The sequence below is a fragment of the Micromonospora ferruginea genome (assembly GCF_013694245.2).
GTDB lineage: Bacteria > Actinomycetota > Actinomycetes > Mycobacteriales > Micromonosporaceae > Micromonospora > Micromonospora robiginosa.
The window spans coordinates 632,359-651,642 of sequence record NZ_CP059322.2 but is presented as its reverse complement, the minus strand read 5'-3'; the positions used below and the strand labels follow the sequence as shown (position 1 = coordinate 651,642).

The following is a 19,284-nucleotide window of genomic DNA, read 5'->3' as shown; positions in this document are numbered from 1 at the left end:
GTCGCCGGCGCGCAGCCCGAGGCAGAGCAGCATGTCGGCGCGGTAGCCGGGCGGCGCGACCGGCAGGTCCAGCGCGGCGGTCAGGGCGGCCCGCCGGGACACCACCCGGACCGACGGGTTGGCCAGCCGGAGCACCGAGGGGCAGAGCCGGGCCAGGTCGGCGGCGGCGAACCGGACGCCGATCGGGTCGCCGGCCAAGCGGGCGCCGGCCACCTTGCCCAGGGTGGCGATCAACTCCTCCAGGCGCGGCTCGTCGGCGGGCTGGCAGAGCACCGGCAGGTCGATCCGGCGGCGCCACTCCGGCACCGCCCAGAGCAGCCGGGCGGGCGCGGTGACCGGGAGCCCGAACGCCCAGTCGGCGGGCTGGCCGAGGCGGTGCACCCAGGAGCGGACGTCGCGGGAGGCCACCGAGACGTGCACCAGGCGGCCGTCGAACTCGGTCAGGTAGGCGCGTCGCGCGGCGTAGGGGTCGGTGGGGCGGGGGCGGGTCGACGAGGCGGGCCGGTCGTCGTCGGCCGCGACGAGCACGTCCACGTCGACGTCGCTGTGCTCGGTGGCGGCCCGCCGGGCGTGGCTGCCACGCAGCATGATCCCGACGACCGGGCGGTCCGCGGCCTGCCGGAGGCGGGCGGCCCAGTCGTCGAGGAATCCGGACTCGGGCAACGAAGCGGGACCCACCGCGACATGGTGCCGGAAGTCCGATCTTCGGCGCAATGACCGATGGCGGACCGGGTGTCCGCTGCGGGCGACTTCAGCCCAGTTCCTCCTCGGCGCGCCGGTACGCGTCGATCTTGTGGTCGAGCACCTTCAGGTCCTCGGTCAGCTCGGCCATCCGGGTCAGCACCCGTACCCGGTGGGCCTCGAACAGCGCCCGGCGCGCGCCGAGCGTGCGGTCGCCCTGCCGGGCCAGCTCGGCGTAGCGGCGCATGTCCCGCACCGGCATGCCGGTGCGGCGCAGCCGGGTGAGCAGGAACAGCCAGCTCACGTCGGCCTCGGTGTAGCGCCGGCGGCCGGCGGAGTCCCGCCCGACCGGGGCGACCAGGCCCTCCTGCTCGTACCAGCGCAGCGTGTAGGTGGTGAGGCCGACCCGCTCGGCCGCCTCGCCGACGCTGAGGCTCTTCTCCCGGATACCGATGTCCACCCGACCAGGCTTCCAGTTCGAGCCCACTCGAAGTCAACCGCCATTGCCCGGCGGAAGGAATTCATCTAGCGTTGATTTCAACGGTTGACGAATTGTCGGAGGCGGTCATGGACGGCGCGGTGTCGGTCCGTGACCTGGTGGTCGACCGGGGTGGGCGGCGGGTGCTGCACGGCATCAGCTGCGACGTCCCCCGGGGCACGGTCACCGGGTTGCTCGGGCCCAGCGGCAGCGGCAAGACCACGCTGATGCGGGCGGTGGTCGGCGTGCAGACGATCGGCGGCGGCACGGTCGACGTGCTCGGCCGGCCCGCCGGCTCGGCCGAGCTGCGTCGCCGGGTCGGCTACCTCACCCAGGCGCCCAGCGTCTACGCCGACCTCACGGTCCGGGAGAACGCCCGCTACTTCGCCGTGCTCCAGGGCCGGGGCCGCGCCGAGGCCGACCGCGCCGTGACCGACGTCGGCCTGGCCGCCGCGGCCGACCAACTGGTCGGCACGCTCTCCGGCGGCCAGCGCAGCCGCGCCTCGCTCGCCTGCGCCCTGGTCGGCGACCCGGAGCTGGTCGTCCTCGACGAGCCCACGGTCGGGCAGGACCCGGTCCTGCGGGCCGACCTGTGGGCCCGGTTCCACGCCATGGCCGCCGCCGGCACCACGCTGCTGGTCTCCAGCCACGTGATGGACGAGGCGGCGCGCTGCGACCGGTTGCTGTTGATCCGCGAGGGCCGGCTGGTCGCCGACGACACCCCGGCCGCGGTCCGCGCCGCCACCGGCGTGAACGACCTGGAGGAGGCGTTCCTCCGCCTGATCCGCGACGGCGAGTCGGAGGCCACGTCATGAACGGTCGCATCCTGGCCGCCACCACCGGCCGGATCCTGCGCCAGCTCCGGCACGACCGGCGCACCGTCGCGCTGCTCCTCGTGGTCCCGGCCGTGCTGCTCACGCTGGTCTACTTCATGTACGTCGACCAGCCCACCCCACCCGGCCAGCCGAGCACCTTCGACCGGGTCGCCCTGATCATGCTGGGTTTCTTCCCGTTCATCATCATGTTCCTGGTGACCAGCATCGCCATGCTCCGCGAGCGCACCACCGGCACGCTGGAGCGGCTGCTCACCACCCCGCTGGGCAAGCTCGACCTGCTCTTCGGCTACGGCATCGCGTTCGGCCTGGCCGGGGTGCTCCAGTCCACCGTGGCCTCGCTGGTGGCCTACCAGGTGTTCGGGCTGGACACCGCCGGCAGCCCGTGGCTGGTCGTGCTGATCGCCGGCGTGAACGCGGTGCTGGCCGTGGCGCTCGGCCTGCTCTGCTCGGCATTCGCCCGCACCGAGTTCCAGGCGGTGCAGTTCATGCCGGTGGTGGTCGCCCCGCAACTGCTGCTCTGCGGGCTGTTCGTGCCGCGCGACCAGATGGCCGGCTGGCTCCAGGCGGTCAGCGACGCGCTGCCGCTGTCGTACGCGGTCGAGGCGCTCCAGGAGGTCGGCGCGCACGCCGACCCGACCGGCACCATGTGGCGCGACGTGGCGATCGTGGCCGGCGCGGCGGTGGTCGCGCTGGTGCTGGCCGCCGCGACGCTGCGCCGGCGCAGCGGATGACCCCGCGCCGCGACGCCGCCGATCCGGCGCGCTCGCGTCGCACCGGGCGGCGGCCCGGCAACCCGGACACCCGCGAGGCGATCCTGAACGCGGCCCGGGAGGCGTTCGCCGAGCGCGGCTACGACGCCACGCCGATCCGGGCGGTCGCGTCCGTCGCGGGGGTCGACCCGGCGCTGGTGCACCACTACTTCGGCACCAAGGAGGACCTGTTCCGCGCCGCCATGGCGATCCCGGTCGACCCGGCCGCGCTGGTGCCGCGGGTCATGGCGGGCGGCCCGGACGAGGTCGGCGAGCGGCTGGTCCGCACGTTCCTGTCGGTCTGGGACTCGCCGGCGGGCGTGGCCGCGGTGGCCCTGCTCCGCTCCGCGGTGAGCAACCAGTGGACCGCCCGGCTGCTGCGGGAGTTCCTGACCACGCAGATCCTGCGCCGGGTGGTCGCCCAGCTCGACCTGGACCCGGCCGAGGTGCCGCTGCGCGGCGCGCTGGTCGCCACCCAGATCGCCGGCCTGGCCATGATGCGTTACGTGATCCACCTGGAGCCGGTCGCGTCCGCGTCGCCGGACACGCTGGCCGCCACGATCGGACCGACCCTCCAGCGCTACCTCACCGGCCCGCTGGAGCAGACCCGCTGACGGGTCCGCTCCAGCCCCCTGTGGGACCCGCACGATCAGCGGGTCTGTTCCAGCCCTGCCGGACCCGCACGATCAGCGGGTCTGTTCCAGCCAGGACGCGTAGAGCAGGGCGTAGACCGAGTCGGTGTCGCGCACCAGCTCCTCGTGCGGGCCGCGCTGGACGATCCGGCCCCGGTCCACCACGATCACCTCGTCGGCCGCCTGCGCGGTGGACAGCCGGTGCGCGATGGCCAGCGTGGTGCGCCCCCGGGTGACCGCGTCGAGGGTGCGCTGCAGGCGGACCTCGGTGGCCGGGTCGACCGCGCTCGTCGCCTCGTCCAGCACCAGTAGGTCCGGGTCGGCCACGTAGGCGCGGGCCAGCGCCACGAGCTGCCGCTCGCCGACGCTCAGCGCCTCGCCGCGCTCACCGACCGGCGTGTCCAGGCCGGACGGCAGCCCGTCCAGCCAGTCGGCGAGGCCCAGCTCGGTGAAGGCGGCGGTGAGCCGCGCGTCGGTCAGGTCGGGCCGGGCGAAGCGGACGTTCTCCCCGACCGTGGCGTCGAACAGGAAGCCGTCCTGCGGCACCATCACCACCCGGGTGCGCAGCGAGTCGAAACGCACCCGGCGCAGGTCGAGGCCGGAGAGCAGCACCTCGCCCTCGGTCGGGTCCATCAGTCGGGTGAGCAGCTTGGCGAACGTGGTCTTGCCGCTGCCGGTCTCCCCCACCACCGCCACCCGGCTCTTCGCCGGGATGTCCAGCGTCACGCCGTGCAGCACCGGCGGCCCGCCCGGGTAGGCGAACGTCACGCCGGCGAAGCGGACGTCGAGCGGACCGGACGGCAGCTCCCGGCCCTGCTCGCCCGGGTCGGCCACGTCCGGGGCGACGTCCAGCACGTCGAGCACCCGGCGCCAGCCGGCGATCGCGTTCTGCGCCTCGTTGAGCACCTCGGTGGCGATCTGCACCGGCTGGATGAAGAGCGTGACCAGGAACAGGAACGCGGTGAGCTGGCCGACCGACAGGGTGCGGTCGACGCCGAGGCTCACCCCGACCACCACCACGCCGGCCAGCGCCAGGCCGGCGGCCAGCTCACCGACCGAACTGCCCACGATGCTGATCCGGATGGCCCGCTGCTGGGCCAGCCGCTGCCCGTCGATCGCCGCGTCCAGCCGGCGCGCGGTGCGCCCGGAGATCCCGTACGCCCGGATCACCGGGGCGCCCACCACGCTCTCGCCGATCGCGCCGAGCAGCGTGCCGGTGCGCTGCCGGACCAGGCCGTACGCGCCGGCCAACCGGCGCTGCAACAGCCGGATGATCAGCACCGCGGGCGCGAACGCGACGAGCACCACGAGCGTCAACTGCCAGGAGTACGCGAGCATCACCGCCGTGGTGACCACCAGTTGGCCCAGGTTGACGATGAGGATCACGCCGCCCCACTGGAGGAACTGGGTGATCTGGTCGACGTCGCTGGTGACCCGGGAGACCAGCGACCCGCGCCGCTCCGACTGCTGGTGCAGCATGGACAGGTCGTGCACGTGCCGGAACGCGCGGGTGCGCACGCCGGCCAGGGCGGTCTCGCTGACCGTGAACAGCCGGCGCATCATCAGGTAGCCGCAGGTGGTGGTGACCACCAGCACGGCGGCGGTGATCGTCACGGTCAGCGAGATGACGCCCAGGTCGAGGCCGCCGACGATGCCGTGGTCGATGCCGCGCTGCACCGCCACCGGCACGGCCACCCGGCCGACCATGTAGATCAGCGCCAGCGCCAACGTGCCGGCGAGCCCGGTCTTCAGCTCCGGGGAGAGCGCCAGCCCTCGCCGCAGCGTCCCCCAGGTCGACTCGGTCCGCTCCTCGGCGGCGACACTGCTCACCGGGCCCGCCTTTCGTTCGCGACTGCGGGGCTCCGCTTCGCTGCGCTCCTCGCGCTCACCGGTCCACCTCGATCTCCAGGCCGGAGGTCATCGGGATGACCTCGTCGTACGTGCGGCTCTGCTCGCGCTCCTGCTCGGCCTGCTCGTACGCGGTGACCAGGTCGGCGTAGCCGGGCACGGTGGCCAGCAGCTCGGGGTGGGTGCCGCGGGCGACCACCCGGCCGTGCTCCACGTAGATCACCTCGTCGGCGAGCGCGATGGTGGCCCGCCGGTAGGCGACCACCAGGATCGACGTGGGCGCGCCGCCCTCGGCCGGTGCGCGCAGGCCGGCCAGGATGGCCGCCTCGACCCGGGGGTCGACGGCGCTGGTGGCGTCGTCGAGCACCAGCAGCCGGGGCCGGCCGGCGATCGCCCGGGCCAGCGTGAGGCGTTGCCGCTGCCCGCCGGAGAGCGAGGTGCCCCGCTCGCCGACCATGGTGTCCAGCCCGTCCGGCAGCGCGGCCACGAAGCCGTCCGCCTCGGCCAGCCGCAGCGCCGCCCACACCTCGTCGTCGCCGATGCCGGCGCGGTCGAGCGTGATGTTGGCCCGGACCGTGTCGTCGAAGACGAACGGCACCTGGGCCACCAGCGCCACGGTGGCGGCGAGCGAGGCGGCGGTCAGGTCGCGCACGTCGACGCCGTCCAGCGTGACCCGGCCGGTGTGCGGGTCGACCAGGCGCACGGCCAGCGAGGTGATGGTGGACTTGCCGGCGCCGGTCGGCCCGACCAGGGCGACCGTCTTGCCGGCCGGCACGGTGAAGGTCACCTCGCCGAGCACCTCGGCGCCGGGCAGGTGCGCCTCGGCCGGCTCGTACGCGAAGTGGACGTCGGTGAAGCCCAGCGTGGCCGGCGCGCGGGTGGGCGGGTCGAGCGTCACCTCGCCGTACGGCATCTCGCCGGTGGCGTCGAGGACCCGGCGGACCCGGTCCCAGCCGGCGACGCTGCGCGGCAGCTCGGCCAGCACCCAGCCGATGGCCCGCACCGGGAACGCCAGCACGGTGAACAGGAACGCCACGCTGACCAGCTCGGTCACCGTGATCGCGCCCTGGCGGAGCCGGACCGCGCCGACCACCAGCACGGCGAGCGTGCCGAGGCTGGGCAGCGTCTCCAGCATCGGGTCGAAGACTCCGCGCAGCCGGCCGACGGAGATCAGCGCGTCGCGCAGCTCGCCGGCGCGGGCGGCGAAGCGGGCCGTCTCCTGCGACTCGCGGCCCATGGTCTTGACGACCAGCGCGCCGTCGAAGCTCTCGTGCGCGATGCCGCTGACCTCGGCGCGCAGCCGCTGGGCCCGGGCCTGCCGGGGGGCCATCCGGCGGGAGTAGACCACGTTGAGCGCGAACAGCGCGGGGAAGACGGCGAGGCCGACCAGGGCGAGCGCCCAGTCGGTGAGGAACAGCGAGGCGACGGCGCCGACCAGCATCACCAGCGTGCCGACCGCGAACGGCAGCGGCGCGATCGGGTACCAGGCGGCCTCCACGTCGGAGTTGGCGTTGGACAGCAGCGTGCCGGTGGAGTTGCGGTGGTGCCAGGCCAGCGGCAGGTCGAGGTAGCGGCGGGTGACCCGGCGGCGGTAGGCGGCCTGGAGCCGATACTGCATGTAGCCGGCGCCGAGCCGCCGGCCGAAGATGCCGACCACCCGCAGCACGCTGATCCCGAACAGCGCGGCCGCGGCGAGCGCGAGCGCACCGGTGGCCACCGAGCCGCGCTCGACCGCCGGCACCACCACGTCGCCGACCACCGCGCCGACGACGTACGCGCTGGCGATCACGAGCAGGCCGAAGAGCACGCTGCCGGTGACCGCCACCGCGAAGATCCGGGGTTGTTCCCGGATCGCCCGGCCGAGCACCCGTAGTCCCCTGCCGAGCACGTCCCGACTTGTCCCGCTCGCCACGCTCTCCCCCGCCGTAAGCCGCAGTTATCTCCACCATCCTTACCGCTCGCCGCCACCTCCGCCGACCGGCCGGGATATGTCCGCCGTCACGTTCCCACGCGCCGCGGGCCGGCGGCCGGCCACCGCCGTCGTGACCGGCCACGCCGCGCCGATCGGCCGGATCGGGCCTACGATCGGCAGATGCCGCGGTACGCCCGGGCGGAGCGCGAGGCGCTCGCCGACCTGATGCTGGAACTCGGACCGGACGCGCCGACGGTCAACGAGGGGTGGACCACCCGTGACCTGGCGGCGCACCTGCTGGTGCGGGAGCGCCGGCCGGACGCGGCCGGCGGGATCCTGCTGCCGCCGCTGCGCGGTCACGGCGAGGCGGTCCGCCTGCGGGTCGCTGCCGGCCCCTACGCCGACCTGGTCGGCCGGGTCCGCCGCCCGCCGGTGTGGAGCCCGGTGAGCAATCCGCTCACCGACGAGCTGGCCAACGCGGTGGAGTTCTTCATCCACCACGAGGACGTCCGGCGTGCCGGCGCCGGCTGGCATCCACGCGACCTGCCGACCGGCCAGCAGGCGATGCTCTGGAAGCGGGTCGGCCTGCTGGCGCGGATGGCGCTGCGGCGGTTCCCCGCCGAGGTGCTGGTGCAGGCGCCGGGGCACGGCGAGGTCCGGGTGGGCCGGGGTGGCGAGCGGCTGCGGCTGGTCGGCGCGCCGGGCGAGCTGATCCTGTTCCTGAGCGGCCGGCAGCGGGTGGCCCGGGTGCAGGTGGACGGCCCGACCGGGGCCGCGGACCGGTTGCGCGCCGCCGAGCTGGGGTTCTGACCGAGCGTACGCGGGCGATGACAATCGCATTGTGAAAATTGCACATCCCAGCGATGGATACCGATTCCCCCTGCCGTACGCTCCTGCCCGCCGGTCGAGACCACGGACGGCGGACAGGGGGCACGGATGCGCGGCTACGCGCTCTCGGCGCTGCACGAGCCACCGTTCCCGGCCCGGCGGCACCCCGCCGTGGACCGGGTCTCCGCGGAGAGCGCCGACTGGGTACGCGACCTCGGCCTGGTCGGTGATCCGGCCGGGCAGCGCAGGCTGGCCGGCGCGCACGCCGCGGAGCTGGCCGGGCGGGCCTGCCCGGAGTCGACCCTGGCCGGCCTGCGCCTGCTCACCGACCTGATCACCTGGCTGTTCGTGGTGGACGACGCCTGCGACGACGACGACCTGGGCGTCGATCCCACCCGGCTGGCGCCCACCGTGGCGGCGTTGCTGACCGTGCTCGACCGGCACGGCGACCCGGCCGCGCCCGAGCCGACCGGCGCCGGGCCGCTCGCGGTGGCCCTGCACGACCTGTGCCGGCGGGTCCGCGACGCGCAGCGGCCCGCGCTGCTGCTGCGCCTGGTCAGCCAGTTGCGGGAATACCTGCTGGCGCTGCTCTGGGAGGCGGCGAACCGGGAGCACCGGCGAGTGCCCGGGGTGGCCGAGTACGTGCAGATGCGCCGGCACACCGGCGGCGTACGCCCCAGCTTCACGGTGACCGACCTGGCCCGTCCGGAGCGCTCCGGTCCCGCCCGGCGGGCCGATCCGGCGCTGACCGCGCTGGACGCGCTCGCCACCGACCTGGTCTGCTGGTGCAACGACCTGTTCTCGTACGACAAGGAACGCGGCCTCGCCCCGGCGACGCACAACCTGGTCACCACGATCGCCGGCGAGACCGGGCAGGGCGAGGAGGCGGCGCTGCGCGCGGCGGCCGCCCGGTTCAACGCGGCGCTGGCCGCCTACGCGGAGCGGGACGCGGCGCTGGTGGCGGTCGCCGACGACGGGACGAGGGCGTTCCTGGCCACCCGGCGGGACTGGGTGCGGGCCACCTACGACTGGTCCCGCGCCGCCGCCAGGTACGCCTGAGCCGCACCCCCGACCGTTCGGCACTAGCCGCTGCCCGGGTGCACGCAATACTCTTCGGTAACCGCAGACCGGCGTGACCCCCGTCACGTCCCTCCACCCCTGAAGGCGGCTACCACGATGGCTCTCGATGTACCGTACCGTTCCGTACCGGACATGTTCCTCAAGCGCGTGGCGGATTCCCCCGACCGGCACGCGTTCGCCCACCCCGCCCAGGACGACTCGGGCCCGGTCTGGCTGACGTGGGAGCAGGTCGGGCAGCGCGCCAAGGCGATCGCGGCCGGGCTGCACGGGCTCGGTGTGGGCCTCGAGGATCCGGTGGCGATCCTGGCCAACACGCGGCTGGAATGGGTGCTCGCCGACTTCGGCGTGATGTGCGCCGGCGGGGCCACCACCACCGTCTACCCGACCACCGAGCCGGAGGACGCGGTCTACATCCTCGCCGACTCCGGCTCGCGCGTGCTGTTCGCGGAGAACCCGGCCCAGGCGGCGAAGATCGCCGGCGCCGAGCTGCCGGCGCTGACCCACGTGGTGCTCCTCGACGGCGCGGCGGACCCGGCCGCCGGCGTCCCGCAGCTCACCCTCGCCGAGCTGGAGGAGCGCGGCGCGGCCACGCTGGCCGCCGAGCCGGACCTGGTCGACCGGCTGGTCGCCGGCATCGGCCCGGACCACCTGGCCACCCTGATCTACACCTCGGGCACCACCGGCCGGCCCAAGGGCGTGGAGCTGCTGCACGGCGGCTGGTGCTGGGAGGGCGTGGCGCAGGCCGAGCTGGGCCTGCTGCGCGTCGACGACCTGCAATACCTGTGGTTGCCGCTGTCCCACTCGTTCGGCAAGACGCTGCTCTGCGGCGCCACCCACGTCGGCCTGCCCACCTACGTCGACGGCCGGGTGGACAAGCTGGTCGAGCTGCTCGGCGTGGTGCGGCCGACGCTGATGTGCGGCGCGCCCCGGGTCTTCGAGAAGGTCTACAACAAGGCCGTGACCACCGCGCAGTCCGCCGGCGGCGCGAAGGCGAAGATCTTCGCCTGGGGGGTCGCGGTCGGCAAGGAGAAGGTCGCGCTGGAGCAGGCCGGCAAGCCGGTCCCGGCCGGGCTGCGACTGAAGTACGGGCTGGCCGAGAAGCTGGTGTTCAGCAAGCTCCAGGCCCGGCTCGGCGGCCGGATGCGGGTGCTGGTCTCCGGCGCGGCGCCGCTGAGCCAGGAGATCGCCACCTTCTTCGCCGCCGCCAACCTGCCCATCTCCGAGGGGTACGGCCTCACCGAGACCAGCGCCGGCGCGTTCGTCAACCCGCCCGACGGGCTCAAGATCGGCAGTGTCGGCCGGGCCATGGGCGACCTGGAGTGCCGCATCGACACCGACGGCGAGATCCTGGTCCGCGGTCGCCCGGTCATGCGCGGCTACCACAACCTGCCCGGGGAAACGGCGGAGGCGTTCACCGACGACGGTTTCTTCCGCACCGGCGACATCGGCACCCTCGACGACGACGGCTACCTGCGCATCACCGACCGCAAGAAGGACCTGGTCAAGACGTCCGGCGGCAAGTACGTCGCGCCGTCGCACATCGAGGGCGTGTTCAAGGCCGTCTGCCCGTACACCTCGCAGGCGGTGGTGATCGGGCAGGCCCGCAACTACTGCACGATGCTGGTGACGCTGGACCCGGACGCGATCCAGGCCTGGGCCGCCGGCACCCGCCTGGAGGGCAGCGACTACACCACCATCGTCACCTCGCCGGAGGCGCAGGAGATGGTCGAGGGCTACGTCGCCGAGCTGAACGCCAAGCTCAACCGCTGGGAGACGATCAAGAAGGTGACGATCCTCCCCCGTGACCTCACCATCGCCGACGGCGAGGTCACCCCGTCGCTGAAGATCAAGCGCCGCAGCGTGGAGACCAACTTCGCCGGCGAGATCGACAAGATGTACGAGGGCACGCTCGCCGAGCTGTAGCCCGTCCCGGCTGCCGCGCCGGCCGTGCCCCACCGTCCCGGGGCACGGCCCGCGCGGGACCGGCCCGGCCGGCGTACCCCGGTCAGAGGTGTTCCCGCCGCCACCGGCTCTGCTCGGCCTCCGCGGCGATCTGTTCCTCCAGCGCGAGCCGGCGCACCCGCCGCCGGCGGCCGTCCTCGCTGCGGGTCTCCCAGGCCACGCCGGCGGCGGTCAGCACGGCCAGCACGCCCAGCGCGGCCACCTCCGGCGCCCGGAACGCGAACGGGGCGGACGCGGCCAACGCCGCCACGGTGACCAGCAGCGGGCGGTGCACCTCCCGTTCCGCCAGCCACCAGCAGCCGGCGATGCTGAGCAGGTAGAGCGCGACGCCGGAGTAGAGGACGCCGCCCCAGAAGCCGCCCAGCGGCCACCCCCACTGCGGGGTGGCCGGGTCGGCGACCTCGGCCAGCAGATCCTTGAGGCCGAGCGCGTAGAGGATGGTCCCGGTGGTCATCGGCAGGTGCAGGAACGTGTAGACCGAGCGGGCCAGCCGCAGCCGGGCGGACCGGTCGCGGGCGTGGTGCAGCGTCTGCTCCAGCGCGAACGCCAGGGTGTCGAAGTAGACCCACCAGAGCGCCGCCACCACGAGGATGCCGAGCAGGGCGGCCACCGCCACCGGGCCGGTCAGCGGCAGCCCGGTCTTCGGGCCGAGCCCGAGCGCGATGATCGACTCGCCGAGCGCGACCAGCACCATCAGCGCGTGCCGTTCCGCCCAGTGCCCGGCCGACACCACCACCCACCAGTGCCAGGCCACGGTGGTCCCGACCCCGTACTCGACCAGCACGGCCAGCGTCCAGAGCACCAGTTGCAACCCGACGGCGAAGCGGCCCTCGGGCAGCCGGCCGGGTACGGTGCCGGCGACCACGAGCAGCGCGGTGGCCGCCACCGGCACCAGGAGGCGCAGCAGGAACCGCCGGCGGCGCACCGGGTCGGCGCGGTCCACCCGACCGAACACGCTGAGCTGGGCCATCCGGATCACGAAGTAGCTGCCGGCGAAGACCAGCGGGCCGGGCAGGCCGCCCGGCCGGTCCTGGAACGCGCCCGGGGCGCTGAGCACCAGCAGGAACGTCGCCGCCACGGTGACGAACCCGACCAGCGGTAGCAGGCCCTGGTCGGCGCGGCAGGCGTTGCCCACCCGGGCGAACCCGGTCCACGACCACCAGAGCAGCGCCAGCACCAGCAGGAACCGGTAGAGGTTGACCGGGGTCAGCTCCGTGGCGGTCAGCGTGGTGACGCTGAGGAACGCGAACACGAACACCAGGTCGTAGAAGAGTTCCAGCCGGGTGGTGCGGGAACCGGGGGCGGCCGCTCGTAACGCCCGAGACCAGCGGGCGTCGCTCCGGTTCCCCACCCGGGCAGTCTGCGGGGCGTGCCCGGCCCGGTGGCACGGTTCCCGCGATCCCCACCGGAACGGGCGCGGGTGTCAGGCGATGACGCTCGGCTCCCGCCACTGCGGGCGGCCGGCCCGGTCCAGGTCGTAGCGGACCGCGGCGAGCCGCCCGACCGCCTCCACCAGCTCGGCGGCCGGCAGCGTGAACGGCAGCCGGAGGAACCGCTCCAGCGTCCCGTCCAGGCCGAAGCGGGGCCCGGGCGCCAGCCGTACGCCGACCTCCTCGGCCGCCCGGGCCAGGGCGCTGGAGATCGGGCCGTCCAACTCGGCCCAGAGCGTGACGCCGCCGCGCGGCACGGTGACCCGCCAGTCGGGCAGCCGGTCGGCGAGCGCGGCGACCAGCGCGTCGCGCTGGGCGGCGAGCTGCGTCCGGCGGGCGGCGACGATGACCGAGGACTGGGCGAGCAGGTGCACCGCGACGAGCTGGTCGAGCACCGGACTGGCCATGTCCACCCCGACCCGGGCGGCGGCCAGTCGCTGCACCTGGGGCGCGGAGGCGCGTACCCAGCCGATCCGCAGGCCGCCCCAGTAGGGCTTGCTCATCCCGCCGATGCTGATCACCCGGGAGTGCCGGTCGAAGACCGCGACCGGTGGCGGCAGCGGGGTGCCGTCCAGCGGCAGGTCGACGAAGGACTCGTCCACCACCAGGTCGGCGCCGGCCGCGTGGGCCGCGCCAACCAGCCGCTCGCGCAGGTCGGCCGGCATCAGGTGACCGGTGGGGTTGTGGAACTCCGGGATCACGTACGCGAGCTTCGGCCGGGTCTGCCGCAGGCTGCCGAGCAGCAGGTCGGCGTCCCAGCCGGTGTCGGAGAGCCCGTGCGTGGTGATCCGGGCCCGCCGGGCCGCCAGCGCGGCGAGCGCGTTGGGATAGGTGGGCGACTCGACCAGCACCGGTCCGCCGGGCGACAGCGCCAGTCGGAGCACCAGGTCCAGCGCGTGCTGCGTGCCGCTGGTGACCATGATCTGCTCGGGGCTGGTGGGCAGCCCGCGCACGGTGTAGCCGTGGGCCACCGCCTCACGCAGCTCGATGATGCCGGTGGGGTGGTAGCCGGCGCCGCCGAGATAGCGGGGCAGGTCCTCGGCGGCGGCCCGGGCGGCCGGGACGAGCTGCGGCGGGGCGGAGAGCGCGGCGACCCCGAGGTCGATCATGTCCCGGTCGTCGAGCGGGGTCCACAGGCCGGTGCTGGCGACCCGGTGGGTGCCGGGCAGCATGGTCCAGCTCCCGGCCCCGCGCCGGCTGGCCAGGTGGCCGGACTCGCGCAGTTCCCGGTAGGCGGCGGTGACGGTGGTCCGGCTGATCCGCAGCGCCTCGGCCAGTTCCCGTTCGGCCGGCAGGCGTACCCCGAGGGGAAGCCGGCCGTCGGCGAGCAGGCCCCGGACGGCGCCGGCGAGCGCGACGTAGTCGGGGCTGCGGCGGCGGCCGGGCAGGGCGTGCCACTGACCGAGCAGGCGCGCCAATTGGACACCACGGACCTGACTGGTCATAGCCACCCCTCCCCGATTGGCCTCTTCGCCGCCGGCAATTGGACCCTAGGGTGGCATGCATGGCACCGCTTGGCAATCTCCGGCACCGGCCCGTGCGGCGACTCACCCAGCTCTACGCCGGCCTGGTCCTCTACGGGCTCAGCATGGCGCTAATGATCCGCTCGGGGCTCGGCCTGGACCCCTGGGACGTGTTCCACCAGGGGCTCGCCCGGCAGACCGGCCTCTCCTTCGGCACCGTCACCATCGCCGTCGGCACCCTGGTCCTGCTGCTCTGGATCCCGCTGCGGCAGCGCCCCGGCCTCGGCACGATCAGCAACGTGGTGGTGATCGGGCTGGTCGTCGACGCCACCCTGCTGGTGCTGCCGCCGGGCGAGGGCCTGCCGGTGCGCGCCACGCTGCTGGTGGTCGGGATCGTCGCCAACGGCGCCGCCACCGGCCTCTACCTGGGCGCCGGCCTCGGCCCCGGGCCGCGCGACGGCCTGATGACCGGGTTCACCGCCCGGCATCCCCGCTGGTCGGTGCGGCTGGTCCGGACCGTCATCGAGGTGACCGTGCTCGGCCTCGGCTGGCTGCTCGGCGGCACGGTCGGCGTCGGCACCGTGGCCTACGCGCTGGCCATCGGGCCGCTCGCCCAGCTCTTCATCCCGATCTTCGCGCTGCCGGCCCGACCGGCCAACGCCTACGCTGCGTGAGTGTCGTCGGGCCCACCGCCACCGCACGGGCCGGCCCGGACGGCGCTGAGCTGCGACGACGCACGACGGCGAAACCGGGTGTTTCCTCCGCCGTCGCGGGCGGGCATCATTCGTGCATGGGGGAGAACGGATGGCGTTGGAGCGACGCCTGGATCTTCGTCGCGTTGGTCATCGCGAGCGGCGCCGGCCGGCACCGCCGGGCCGCGGCCACACGCCGCCCCGAAGGGGTACGCCTCGCCGACGTGCTCTCCACCGCCGACCACCTCAACCAGGCCATCCCCGAGCGGCACGAGGTCGAGGGGGCGGTCCGCCGGCTCGCCGGGGCCGGCCTGGTCAGCGTCTCCGACGGCTGGTTCCGGGTCACGCCGGACGGCGAACGGCTCTGGCGCACCCGGCCCAGCGCCGGGCTGGGCACCACCGTCGACACCGTGCAGGGCGTGCTCACCCGCCGGCACCCGCCGGGCGAGGCCGAGTGGCAGCTCGCCGAGGACGACCACGCGGCGGCCGTGCAGGAATACGTGGTCCGCTCCATCCCGATGCCACGCCGCTCCCCCGAGGGGCGTTCCGGCCGGCCCTGAGCGCCCGCCCGGGCCGGCTCAGCGCACCGGGTGCCCGGCGCCGCGCAGGGCGTCCTTGACCTCGCCGACGGTCAGCTCGCCGAAGTGGAAGACGCTGGCCGCGAGCACCGCGTCCGCGCCCGCGTCGACGGCCGGCGGGAAGTGCGCCACCGCGCCCGCCCCGCCGCTGGCGATCACCGGCACGTCGACCACGTCGCGGACCGCCTGGATCAGCGGCAGGTCGAACCCGGCCTTGGTGCCGTCGGCGTCCATCGAGTTGAGCAGGATCTCGCCCGCGCCCAGCTCGGCGCCGCGCGCCGCCCACTCGACCGCGTCCAGCCCGGCGCCGCGCCGGCCGCCGTGCGTGGTGACCTCGAAACCGCTCGGCGTTCCCCCGGCCGGGGCGCGGCGCACGTCCAGCGACAGCACCAGCACCTGCCGCCCGAACCGGTCGGCGATCTCGGCGATCAGCTCCGGCCGGGCGATGGCCGCGGTGTTCACCCCGACCTTGTCCGCGCCGGCGCGCAGCAGCGTGTCCACGTCCTCGACGCGGCGGATGCCACCGCCCACGGTGAGCGGGATGAAGACCGACTCGGCGGTGCGCCGCACCACGTCGAGCATGGTGCCGCGGTCGCTGGACGAGGCGGTCACGTCGAGGAACGTCAGCTCGTCCGCGCCGGCCCGGTCGTACGCCGCCGCCAGCTCCACCGGGTCGCCGGCGTCGCGCAGGTCGACGAAGTTGACGCCCTTGACCACCCGCCCGGCGTCCACGTCCAGACAGGGGATGACCCGTACCGCCACCGTCATGACCGGAAGCCTAGCCAACGCGCGAGCGGCGGCGACCGGCCGGTGAGGCCGATCACCGCCGCTCGGGCGTGCCCGGGTCAGAGGCGGACGAGCATCTTGCCGAGGTTCTCGCCGCGCATCAGGCCGAGGAAGGCCTCCGGGGCGGCCTCGATGCCGTCGACCACGGTCTCGTCGTAGGACAGCTTGCCGTCGCGCAGCCAGCCGGCCATCTCCTGGACGAACTGGTCGCGCAGGTGGCCGTGGTCACCGACGAGGAAGCCGCGCAGGGTCAGCCGCTTGCCGATCACCAGCGCCAGGTTGCGCGGCGCGGCCGGCGGCTCGGCCGAGTTGTACTGGGCGATCATGCCGCAGATCGCGGCCCGGCCGTGCAGGTTCATCGACCCGATCGCGGCCTCCAGGTGGTCCGAGCCGACGTTGTCGAAGTAGACGTCGACCCCGTCCGGCGCGGCGGCCTTGAGCTGCTTGTACACCGGGCCGTCGTGGTAGTCGAAGGCGGCGTCGAAGCCGAGCGCGAGCAGCCGCTCGACCTTCGCCGGGGAGCCGGCGCTGCCGATCACCCGGCCGGCGCCGCGCAGCTTCGCGATCTGCCCGACCATGCTGCCCACCGCGCCGGCCGCGCCGGAGACGAAGACCGTCTCCCCCGGCTTCATCGCGGCCACGTCGAGCAGCCCGGCGTACGCGGTCAGCCCGGTCATGCCGAGCACGCTGAGGTAGGCGCTGACCGGGGCGAGACCCGGGTCGACCTTGCGCACGCCCCGGGCGTCGACGAGCGCGTACTCCCGCCAGCCGAGGCTGTGCAGGACGACGTCGCCGGGCTTGACGCCCTCGGCCTCGCCGGCCACCACCTCACCGATCGCGCCGCCGTCGAGCGGGGCGTCCAGCGCGAACGGGGGCATGTAGGACTTCACGTCGTTCATCCGCCCGCGCATGTACGGGTCGACCGACATGAACTGGTTGCGGACCACGAGCTGGCCCGGCCCCGGCGTCGGCACCTCGGTGGTGACGAGCCGGAAGTTGTCGGCGGTCGGCCAGCCCTCGGGGCGGGACGCCAGATGGATCTCCCGGTTCACGCTGCTGTCGCTGCTCACAGGGCCTCCCGGACGGTCAGCGCGACCTCGATGTTGCCGCGGGTCGCGTTCGAGTAGGGGCAGACCTGGTGGGCGGCCTCGACCAGCTTCTCGGCGGCCGACCGCTCGACCGCGGGCAGGTCCACCACAAGTGTCACGGCCAGGCCGTAGCCGCCGCTGCCGTTCGGGCCGATGCCCACCTCGGCCTCGACGACCGAGCCGGCGACGTCCGCCTTGGCCTGGCGGCCCACGATGCGCAGCGCGGAGTGGAAGCAGGCCGCGTAGCCGGCGGCGAAGAGCTGCTCGGGGTTGGCCGCCCCGCCGGCGCCGCCCATCTCCTTCGGCACGGCGAGGTCGAGCTCGACGGTGCCGTCGGAGGTGCGGACGTGGCCGTCGCGGCCGTCGCCGGTGGCCTTGGCGGACGCGGTGTAGAGGACCTGCATGGTCACTGCTCCTTCTGTCGGTGGATCGTCTCGGTGACCCGGGTGAGGGTGTCGCGCAGCCCGACCAGCTCGGCCTCGGTGAGGCCGGTGGACCGGGCCACCCGCAGCGGCACGTCCTCCATCCGCTCCCGCAGCGCCCGGCCGGCGTCGGTGAGGCCCACCTCGACCCGGCGCTCGTCGGCCGCCGACCGGGTACGCACCACCAGGCCGGCCGCCTCCAGCCGCTTGAGCAGCGGGGAGAGCGTGCCGGAGTCGAGCCGGAGCCGCGCGCCGAGCTCGGAGACCGTGGGGGCGTCGTCGCCGCGCTCCCAGAGCACCAGCAGCACCAGGTACTGCGGGTAGGTCAGGCCGTGCTCGTCGAGGATGGGCCGGTAGACGTCGGTCAGGGCGCGCGACGCCGCGTAGAGGGCGAAGCACACCTGCCGGCGCAGCACCAGATCATCGGTCACGCGTTGAACCGTAGCGCGCAATCAAGTTGTGCACAACTTAATAGCGGGGATGCGGACGCGAGGCCGGTCACGTTCCCGGCCCGGGGGCGGCGGGTGAACCAGCGCCAAGAACGCCTTTCGAGCTGATATCAGCAACGACTCGGCAGTGCCGGGGCCGGTGAGTCGTTTGTGACATCAGCTCGAAAGGCGCCGCAGCGCCGAACCTGCCGCCACGGGCCGGGGAGATCAACCCTCGGGGAGGTACGCCTCCAGCTCGACCTCGACCAGGTGCTCCGGGTCGACCAGGCCGGCCACCACCACCATGGTCGCCACCGGACGCACCGGGCCGAACACCGCGTTGTGCGCCCGGCCCACCTCGTCGACGAAGAGCCGGTCGGTCACGTACATCCGGGTCCGTACCACGTCGCCCGGTTCCGCGCCCACCTCGGCGAGCGCGTCCAGGCCGATCCGGATCGCCTGCGCGGTCTGCGCCGCCGCGTCGCCGGGATGCGCCACCCGGCCGTCCACCGTGGACGTGCAGCCGGCGGTGATCGCCAGCGTGCCGGCCCGGACCACCCGGGAGTAGCCGTAGATCGCCTCCCACGGGCCGCCCGAGCCGAGCCGGGTCACCACCGCGCCGTCGGCCGGCGACCCGCCCACCTCGATCGTCACGCGCCGGCCCGCAGCGTGGCGAGCGCCTCCGCGACGGTGAACGCGCCCGCGTAGAGCGCCTTGCCGGCGATCACACCCTCCACCCCGACCGGCTCCAGCGTGGCCAGCGCCCGCAGGTCGTCCAGCGTGGACACGCCGCCGGAGGCGATCACCGGGGCGTCGGTGCGGGCGCACACCTCGCGCAGCAGGTCCAGGTTCGGTCCGCGCATGGTGCCGTCCTTGGTGATGTCGGTGACCACGTACCGCGCCGCGCCCGCACGGTCCAGCCGGGCCAGCACGTCGTAGAGGTCACCGCCGTCGCGGGTCCAGCCCCGCGCCGAGAGGGTACGCCCGCGCACGTCCAACCCGATCGCGACCCGGTCGCCGTACTCGCCGCAGATCCGGTCGCACCACTCGGGATCCTCCAGCGCGGCGGTGCCGATGTTGACCCGGCTCGCGCCGGTGCCCAGCGCCGCCCGCAGCGACTCGTCGTCGCGGATCCCCCCGGAGAGCTCCACCTTGACGTCGAGCTTGCCGACCACCTCGGCGAGCAGCGCGGCGTTCGAGCCCCGCCCGAACGCGGCGTCCAGGTCGACCAGGTGGATCCACTCGGCGCCGTCGGACTGCCAGGCGAGCGCCGCGTCCAACGGATCGCCGTAGGCGGTCTCGCTGCCGGCGGCGCCCTGCACGAGCCGGACGGCCTGGCCGTCGGCGACGTCCACGGCGGGCAACAGGTCAAGGCTCAACGGTTGTCTCCT

The 19,284-nt window shown here is 74.3% G+C and carries 19 protein-coding genes and 1 pseudogene; 8 read left to right on the top strand and 12 right to left on the bottom strand.

The window, feature by feature from the left end; all coding sequences use genetic code 11:
- Window positions 1-12: 12 nt before the first annotated feature.
- Window positions 13-588: pseudogene (locus H1D33_RS30245) on the bottom strand (phosphoribosyl-AMP cyclohydrolase); the annotation flags it as partial.
- 163 nt (window positions 589-751) lie between these two features.
- Window positions 752-1,141, bottom strand: coding sequence for a MerR family transcriptional regulator (locus H1D33_RS03150; protein ID WP_181569486.1), 390 nt, complete (start codon window positions 1,139-1,141; stop codon window positions 752-754).
- A 107-nt stretch (window positions 1,142-1,248) separates the two neighbouring features.
- On the opposite strand from H1D33_RS03150, the gene H1D33_RS03145 reads away from it, so the two are divergent.
- Genes H1D33_RS03145 through H1D33_RS03135 form a run of 3 tightly spaced genes read left to right on the top strand, consistent with a single transcriptional unit; the run spans window position 1,249 to window position 3,358 of the window.
- Window positions 1,249-1,974: an ABC transporter ATP-binding protein gene (locus H1D33_RS03145; RefSeq protein WP_181569487.1), complete on the top strand. Its 726-nt coding sequence runs from the start codon at window positions 1,249-1,251 to the stop codon at window positions 1,972-1,974.
- The gene (locus tag H1D33_RS03140; RefSeq protein ID WP_181569488.1) at window positions 1,971-2,726 is read left to right on the top strand and encodes an ABC transporter permease; all 756 of its coding nucleotides are present in this window, start codon (window positions 1,971-1,973) and stop codon (window positions 2,724-2,726) included. The genes H1D33_RS03145 and H1D33_RS03140 overlap by 4 nt, the downstream gene beginning before the upstream one ends.
- Window positions 2,723-3,358: a TetR/AcrR family transcriptional regulator gene (locus tag H1D33_RS03135; RefSeq protein WP_181569489.1), complete on the top strand. Its 636-nt coding sequence runs from the start codon at window positions 2,723-2,725 to the stop codon at window positions 3,356-3,358. Before H1D33_RS03140 ends, H1D33_RS03135 begins: the two co-directional genes overlap by 4 nt.
- Before the next feature lie 72 nt (window positions 3,359-3,430).
- Here H1D33_RS03135 and H1D33_RS03130 read toward each other — a convergent pair whose 3' ends face one another.
- Complete coding sequence (locus H1D33_RS03130) at window positions 3,431-5,206, bottom strand: ABC transporter ATP-binding protein (RefSeq protein ID WP_181569490.1); 1,776 nt, start codon at window positions 5,204-5,206, stop codon at window positions 3,431-3,433.
- Window positions 5,207-5,261: 55 nt separating this feature from the next.
- Complete coding sequence (locus H1D33_RS03125; RefSeq protein ID WP_181569491.1) at window positions 5,262-7,136, bottom strand: ABC transporter ATP-binding protein; 1,875 nt, start codon at window positions 7,134-7,136, stop codon at window positions 5,262-5,264.
- Between the two features lie 180 nt (window positions 7,137-7,316).
- Between H1D33_RS03125 and H1D33_RS03120 the strand changes: the two genes are divergently transcribed.
- The 3 genes from H1D33_RS03120 to H1D33_RS03110 all read left to right on the top strand — a co-directional run bounded on the left by H1D33_RS03120 (window position 7,317) and on the right by H1D33_RS03110 (window position 10,967).
- Entirely contained in the window at window positions 7,317-7,946 is a 630-nt protein-coding gene (locus H1D33_RS03120) for a TIGR03085 family metal-binding protein (protein ID WP_181569492.1), read from the top strand.
- A 126-nt stretch (window positions 7,947-8,072) separates the two neighbouring features.
- The gene (locus H1D33_RS03115; protein ID WP_181569493.1) at window positions 8,073-9,023 is read left to right on the top strand and encodes a terpene synthase family protein; all 951 of its coding nucleotides are present in this window, start codon (window positions 8,073-8,075) and stop codon (window positions 9,021-9,023) included.
- A 117-nt stretch (window positions 9,024-9,140) separates the two neighbouring features.
- On the top strand, window positions 9,141-10,967 hold the full coding sequence (locus tag H1D33_RS03110; RefSeq protein ID WP_181569494.1) for an AMP-dependent synthetase/ligase: 1,827 nt from the start codon (window positions 9,141-9,143) through the stop codon (window positions 10,965-10,967).
- An 82-nt stretch (window positions 10,968-11,049) separates the two neighbouring features.
- Here the strand turns inward: H1D33_RS03110 and H1D33_RS03105 are convergent, their stop codons facing one another.
- Together H1D33_RS03105 and yczR are read right to left on the bottom strand one after the other, a co-directional pair.
- Window positions 11,050-12,357, bottom strand: coding sequence for a low temperature requirement protein A (locus H1D33_RS03105; protein ID WP_181569495.1), 1,308 nt, complete (start codon window positions 12,355-12,357; stop codon window positions 11,050-11,052).
- Between the two features lie 72 nt (window positions 12,358-12,429).
- Window positions 12,430-13,881 carry a MocR-like transcription factor YczR gene (gene yczR / locus H1D33_RS03100; RefSeq protein ID WP_181569496.1) on the bottom strand — a complete coding sequence of 484 codons (1,452 nt, stop codon included), beginning with the start codon at window positions 13,879-13,881 and terminating at the stop codon, window positions 12,430-12,432.
- A gap of 59 nt (window positions 13,882-13,940) precedes the next feature.
- Between yczR and yczE the strand changes: the two genes are divergently transcribed.
- Complete coding sequence (yczE, locus tag H1D33_RS03095) at window positions 13,941-14,573, top strand: membrane protein YczE (protein ID WP_181569497.1); 633 nt, start codon at window positions 13,941-13,943, stop codon at window positions 14,571-14,573.
- A 116-nt stretch (window positions 14,574-14,689) separates the two neighbouring features.
- On the top strand, window positions 14,690-15,151 hold the full coding sequence (locus H1D33_RS03090; RefSeq protein WP_091059702.1) for a hypothetical protein: 462 nt from the start codon (window positions 14,690-14,692) through the stop codon (window positions 15,149-15,151).
- Window positions 15,152-15,169: 18 nt separating this feature from the next.
- On the opposite strand, the gene hisF is transcribed toward H1D33_RS03090, so the two are convergent.
- The 6 genes from hisF to priA form a co-directional block, all read right to left on the bottom strand.
- The gene (gene hisF, locus H1D33_RS03085) at window positions 15,170-15,937 is read right to left on the bottom strand and encodes an imidazole glycerol phosphate synthase subunit HisF (protein WP_181569498.1); all 768 of its coding nucleotides are present in this window, start codon (window positions 15,935-15,937) and stop codon (window positions 15,170-15,172) included.
- Between the two features lie 77 nt (window positions 15,938-16,014).
- Complete coding sequence (locus tag H1D33_RS03080) at window positions 16,015-17,025, bottom strand: NADP-dependent oxidoreductase (protein ID WP_246411721.1); 1,011 nt, start codon at window positions 17,023-17,025, stop codon at window positions 16,015-16,017.
- The gene (locus H1D33_RS03075) at window positions 17,022-17,447 is read right to left on the bottom strand and encodes an organic hydroperoxide resistance protein (protein ID WP_181572933.1); all 426 of its coding nucleotides are present in this window, start codon (window positions 17,445-17,447) and stop codon (window positions 17,022-17,024) included. Before H1D33_RS03075 ends, H1D33_RS03080 begins: the two co-directional genes overlap by 4 nt.
- Before the next feature lie 2 nt (window positions 17,448-17,449).
- The gene (locus tag H1D33_RS03070) at window positions 17,450-17,896 is read right to left on the bottom strand and encodes a MarR family winged helix-turn-helix transcriptional regulator (protein WP_181569499.1); all 447 of its coding nucleotides are present in this window, start codon (window positions 17,894-17,896) and stop codon (window positions 17,450-17,452) included.
- Window positions 17,897-18,121: 225 nt separating this feature from the next.
- A complete protein-coding gene (locus tag H1D33_RS03065) occupies window positions 18,122-18,547 on the bottom strand; it encodes a RidA family protein (protein WP_246411723.1) in 426 nt (141 codons plus the stop codon).
- Window positions 18,544-19,272, bottom strand: coding sequence for a bifunctional 1-(5-phosphoribosyl)-5-((5-phosphoribosylamino)methylideneamino)imidazole-4-carboxamide isomerase/phosphoribosylanthranilate isomerase PriA (gene priA / locus H1D33_RS03060; RefSeq protein ID WP_181569500.1), 729 nt, complete (start codon window positions 19,270-19,272; stop codon window positions 18,544-18,546). Before priA ends, H1D33_RS03065 begins: the two co-directional genes overlap by 4 nt.
- Between the last annotated feature and the right edge of the window lie 12 nt (window positions 19,273-19,284).

What these genes read in the sequence shown, in the direction of transcription:
- H1D33_RS03115 (WP_181569493.1), top strand. Translation starts at nt 8,073, where the DNA reads ATGCGCGGCTACGCGCTCTCGGCGCTGCACGAGCCACCGTTCCCGGCC.
- H1D33_RS03075 (WP_181572933.1), bottom strand. Translation starts at nt 17,447, where the DNA reads ATGCAGGTCCTCTACACCGCGTCCGCCAAGGCCACCGGCGACGGCCGC.
- yczE (WP_181569497.1), top strand. Translation starts at nt 13,941, where the DNA reads ATGGCACCGCTTGGCAATCTCCGGCACCGGCCCGTGCGGCGACTCACC.
- H1D33_RS03145 (WP_181569487.1), top strand. Translation starts at nt 1,249, where the DNA reads ATGGACGGCGCGGTGTCGGTCCGTGACCTGGTGGTCGACCGGGGTGGG.
- hisF (WP_181569498.1), bottom strand. Translation starts at nt 15,937, where the DNA reads ATGACGGTGGCGGTACGGGTCATCCCCTGTCTGGACGTGGACGCCGGG.
- H1D33_RS03135 (WP_181569489.1), top strand. Translation starts at nt 2,723, where the DNA reads ATGACCCCGCGCCGCGACGCCGCCGATCCGGCGCGCTCGCGTCGCACC.
- H1D33_RS03140 (WP_181569488.1), top strand. Translation starts at nt 1,971, where the DNA reads ATGAACGGTCGCATCCTGGCCGCCACCACCGGCCGGATCCTGCGCCAG.
- yczR (WP_181569496.1), bottom strand. Translation starts at nt 13,881, where the DNA reads ATGACCAGTCAGGTCCGTGGTGTCCAATTGGCGCGCCTGCTCGGTCAG.
- H1D33_RS03120 (WP_181569492.1), top strand. Translation starts at nt 7,317, where the DNA reads ATGCCGCGGTACGCCCGGGCGGAGCGCGAGGCGCTCGCCGACCTGATG.
- H1D33_RS03110 (WP_181569494.1), top strand. Translation starts at nt 9,141, where the DNA reads ATGGCTCTCGATGTACCGTACCGTTCCGTACCGGACATGTTCCTCAAG.
- H1D33_RS03090 (WP_091059702.1), top strand. Translation starts at nt 14,690, where the DNA reads ATGGGGGAGAACGGATGGCGTTGGAGCGACGCCTGGATCTTCGTCGCG.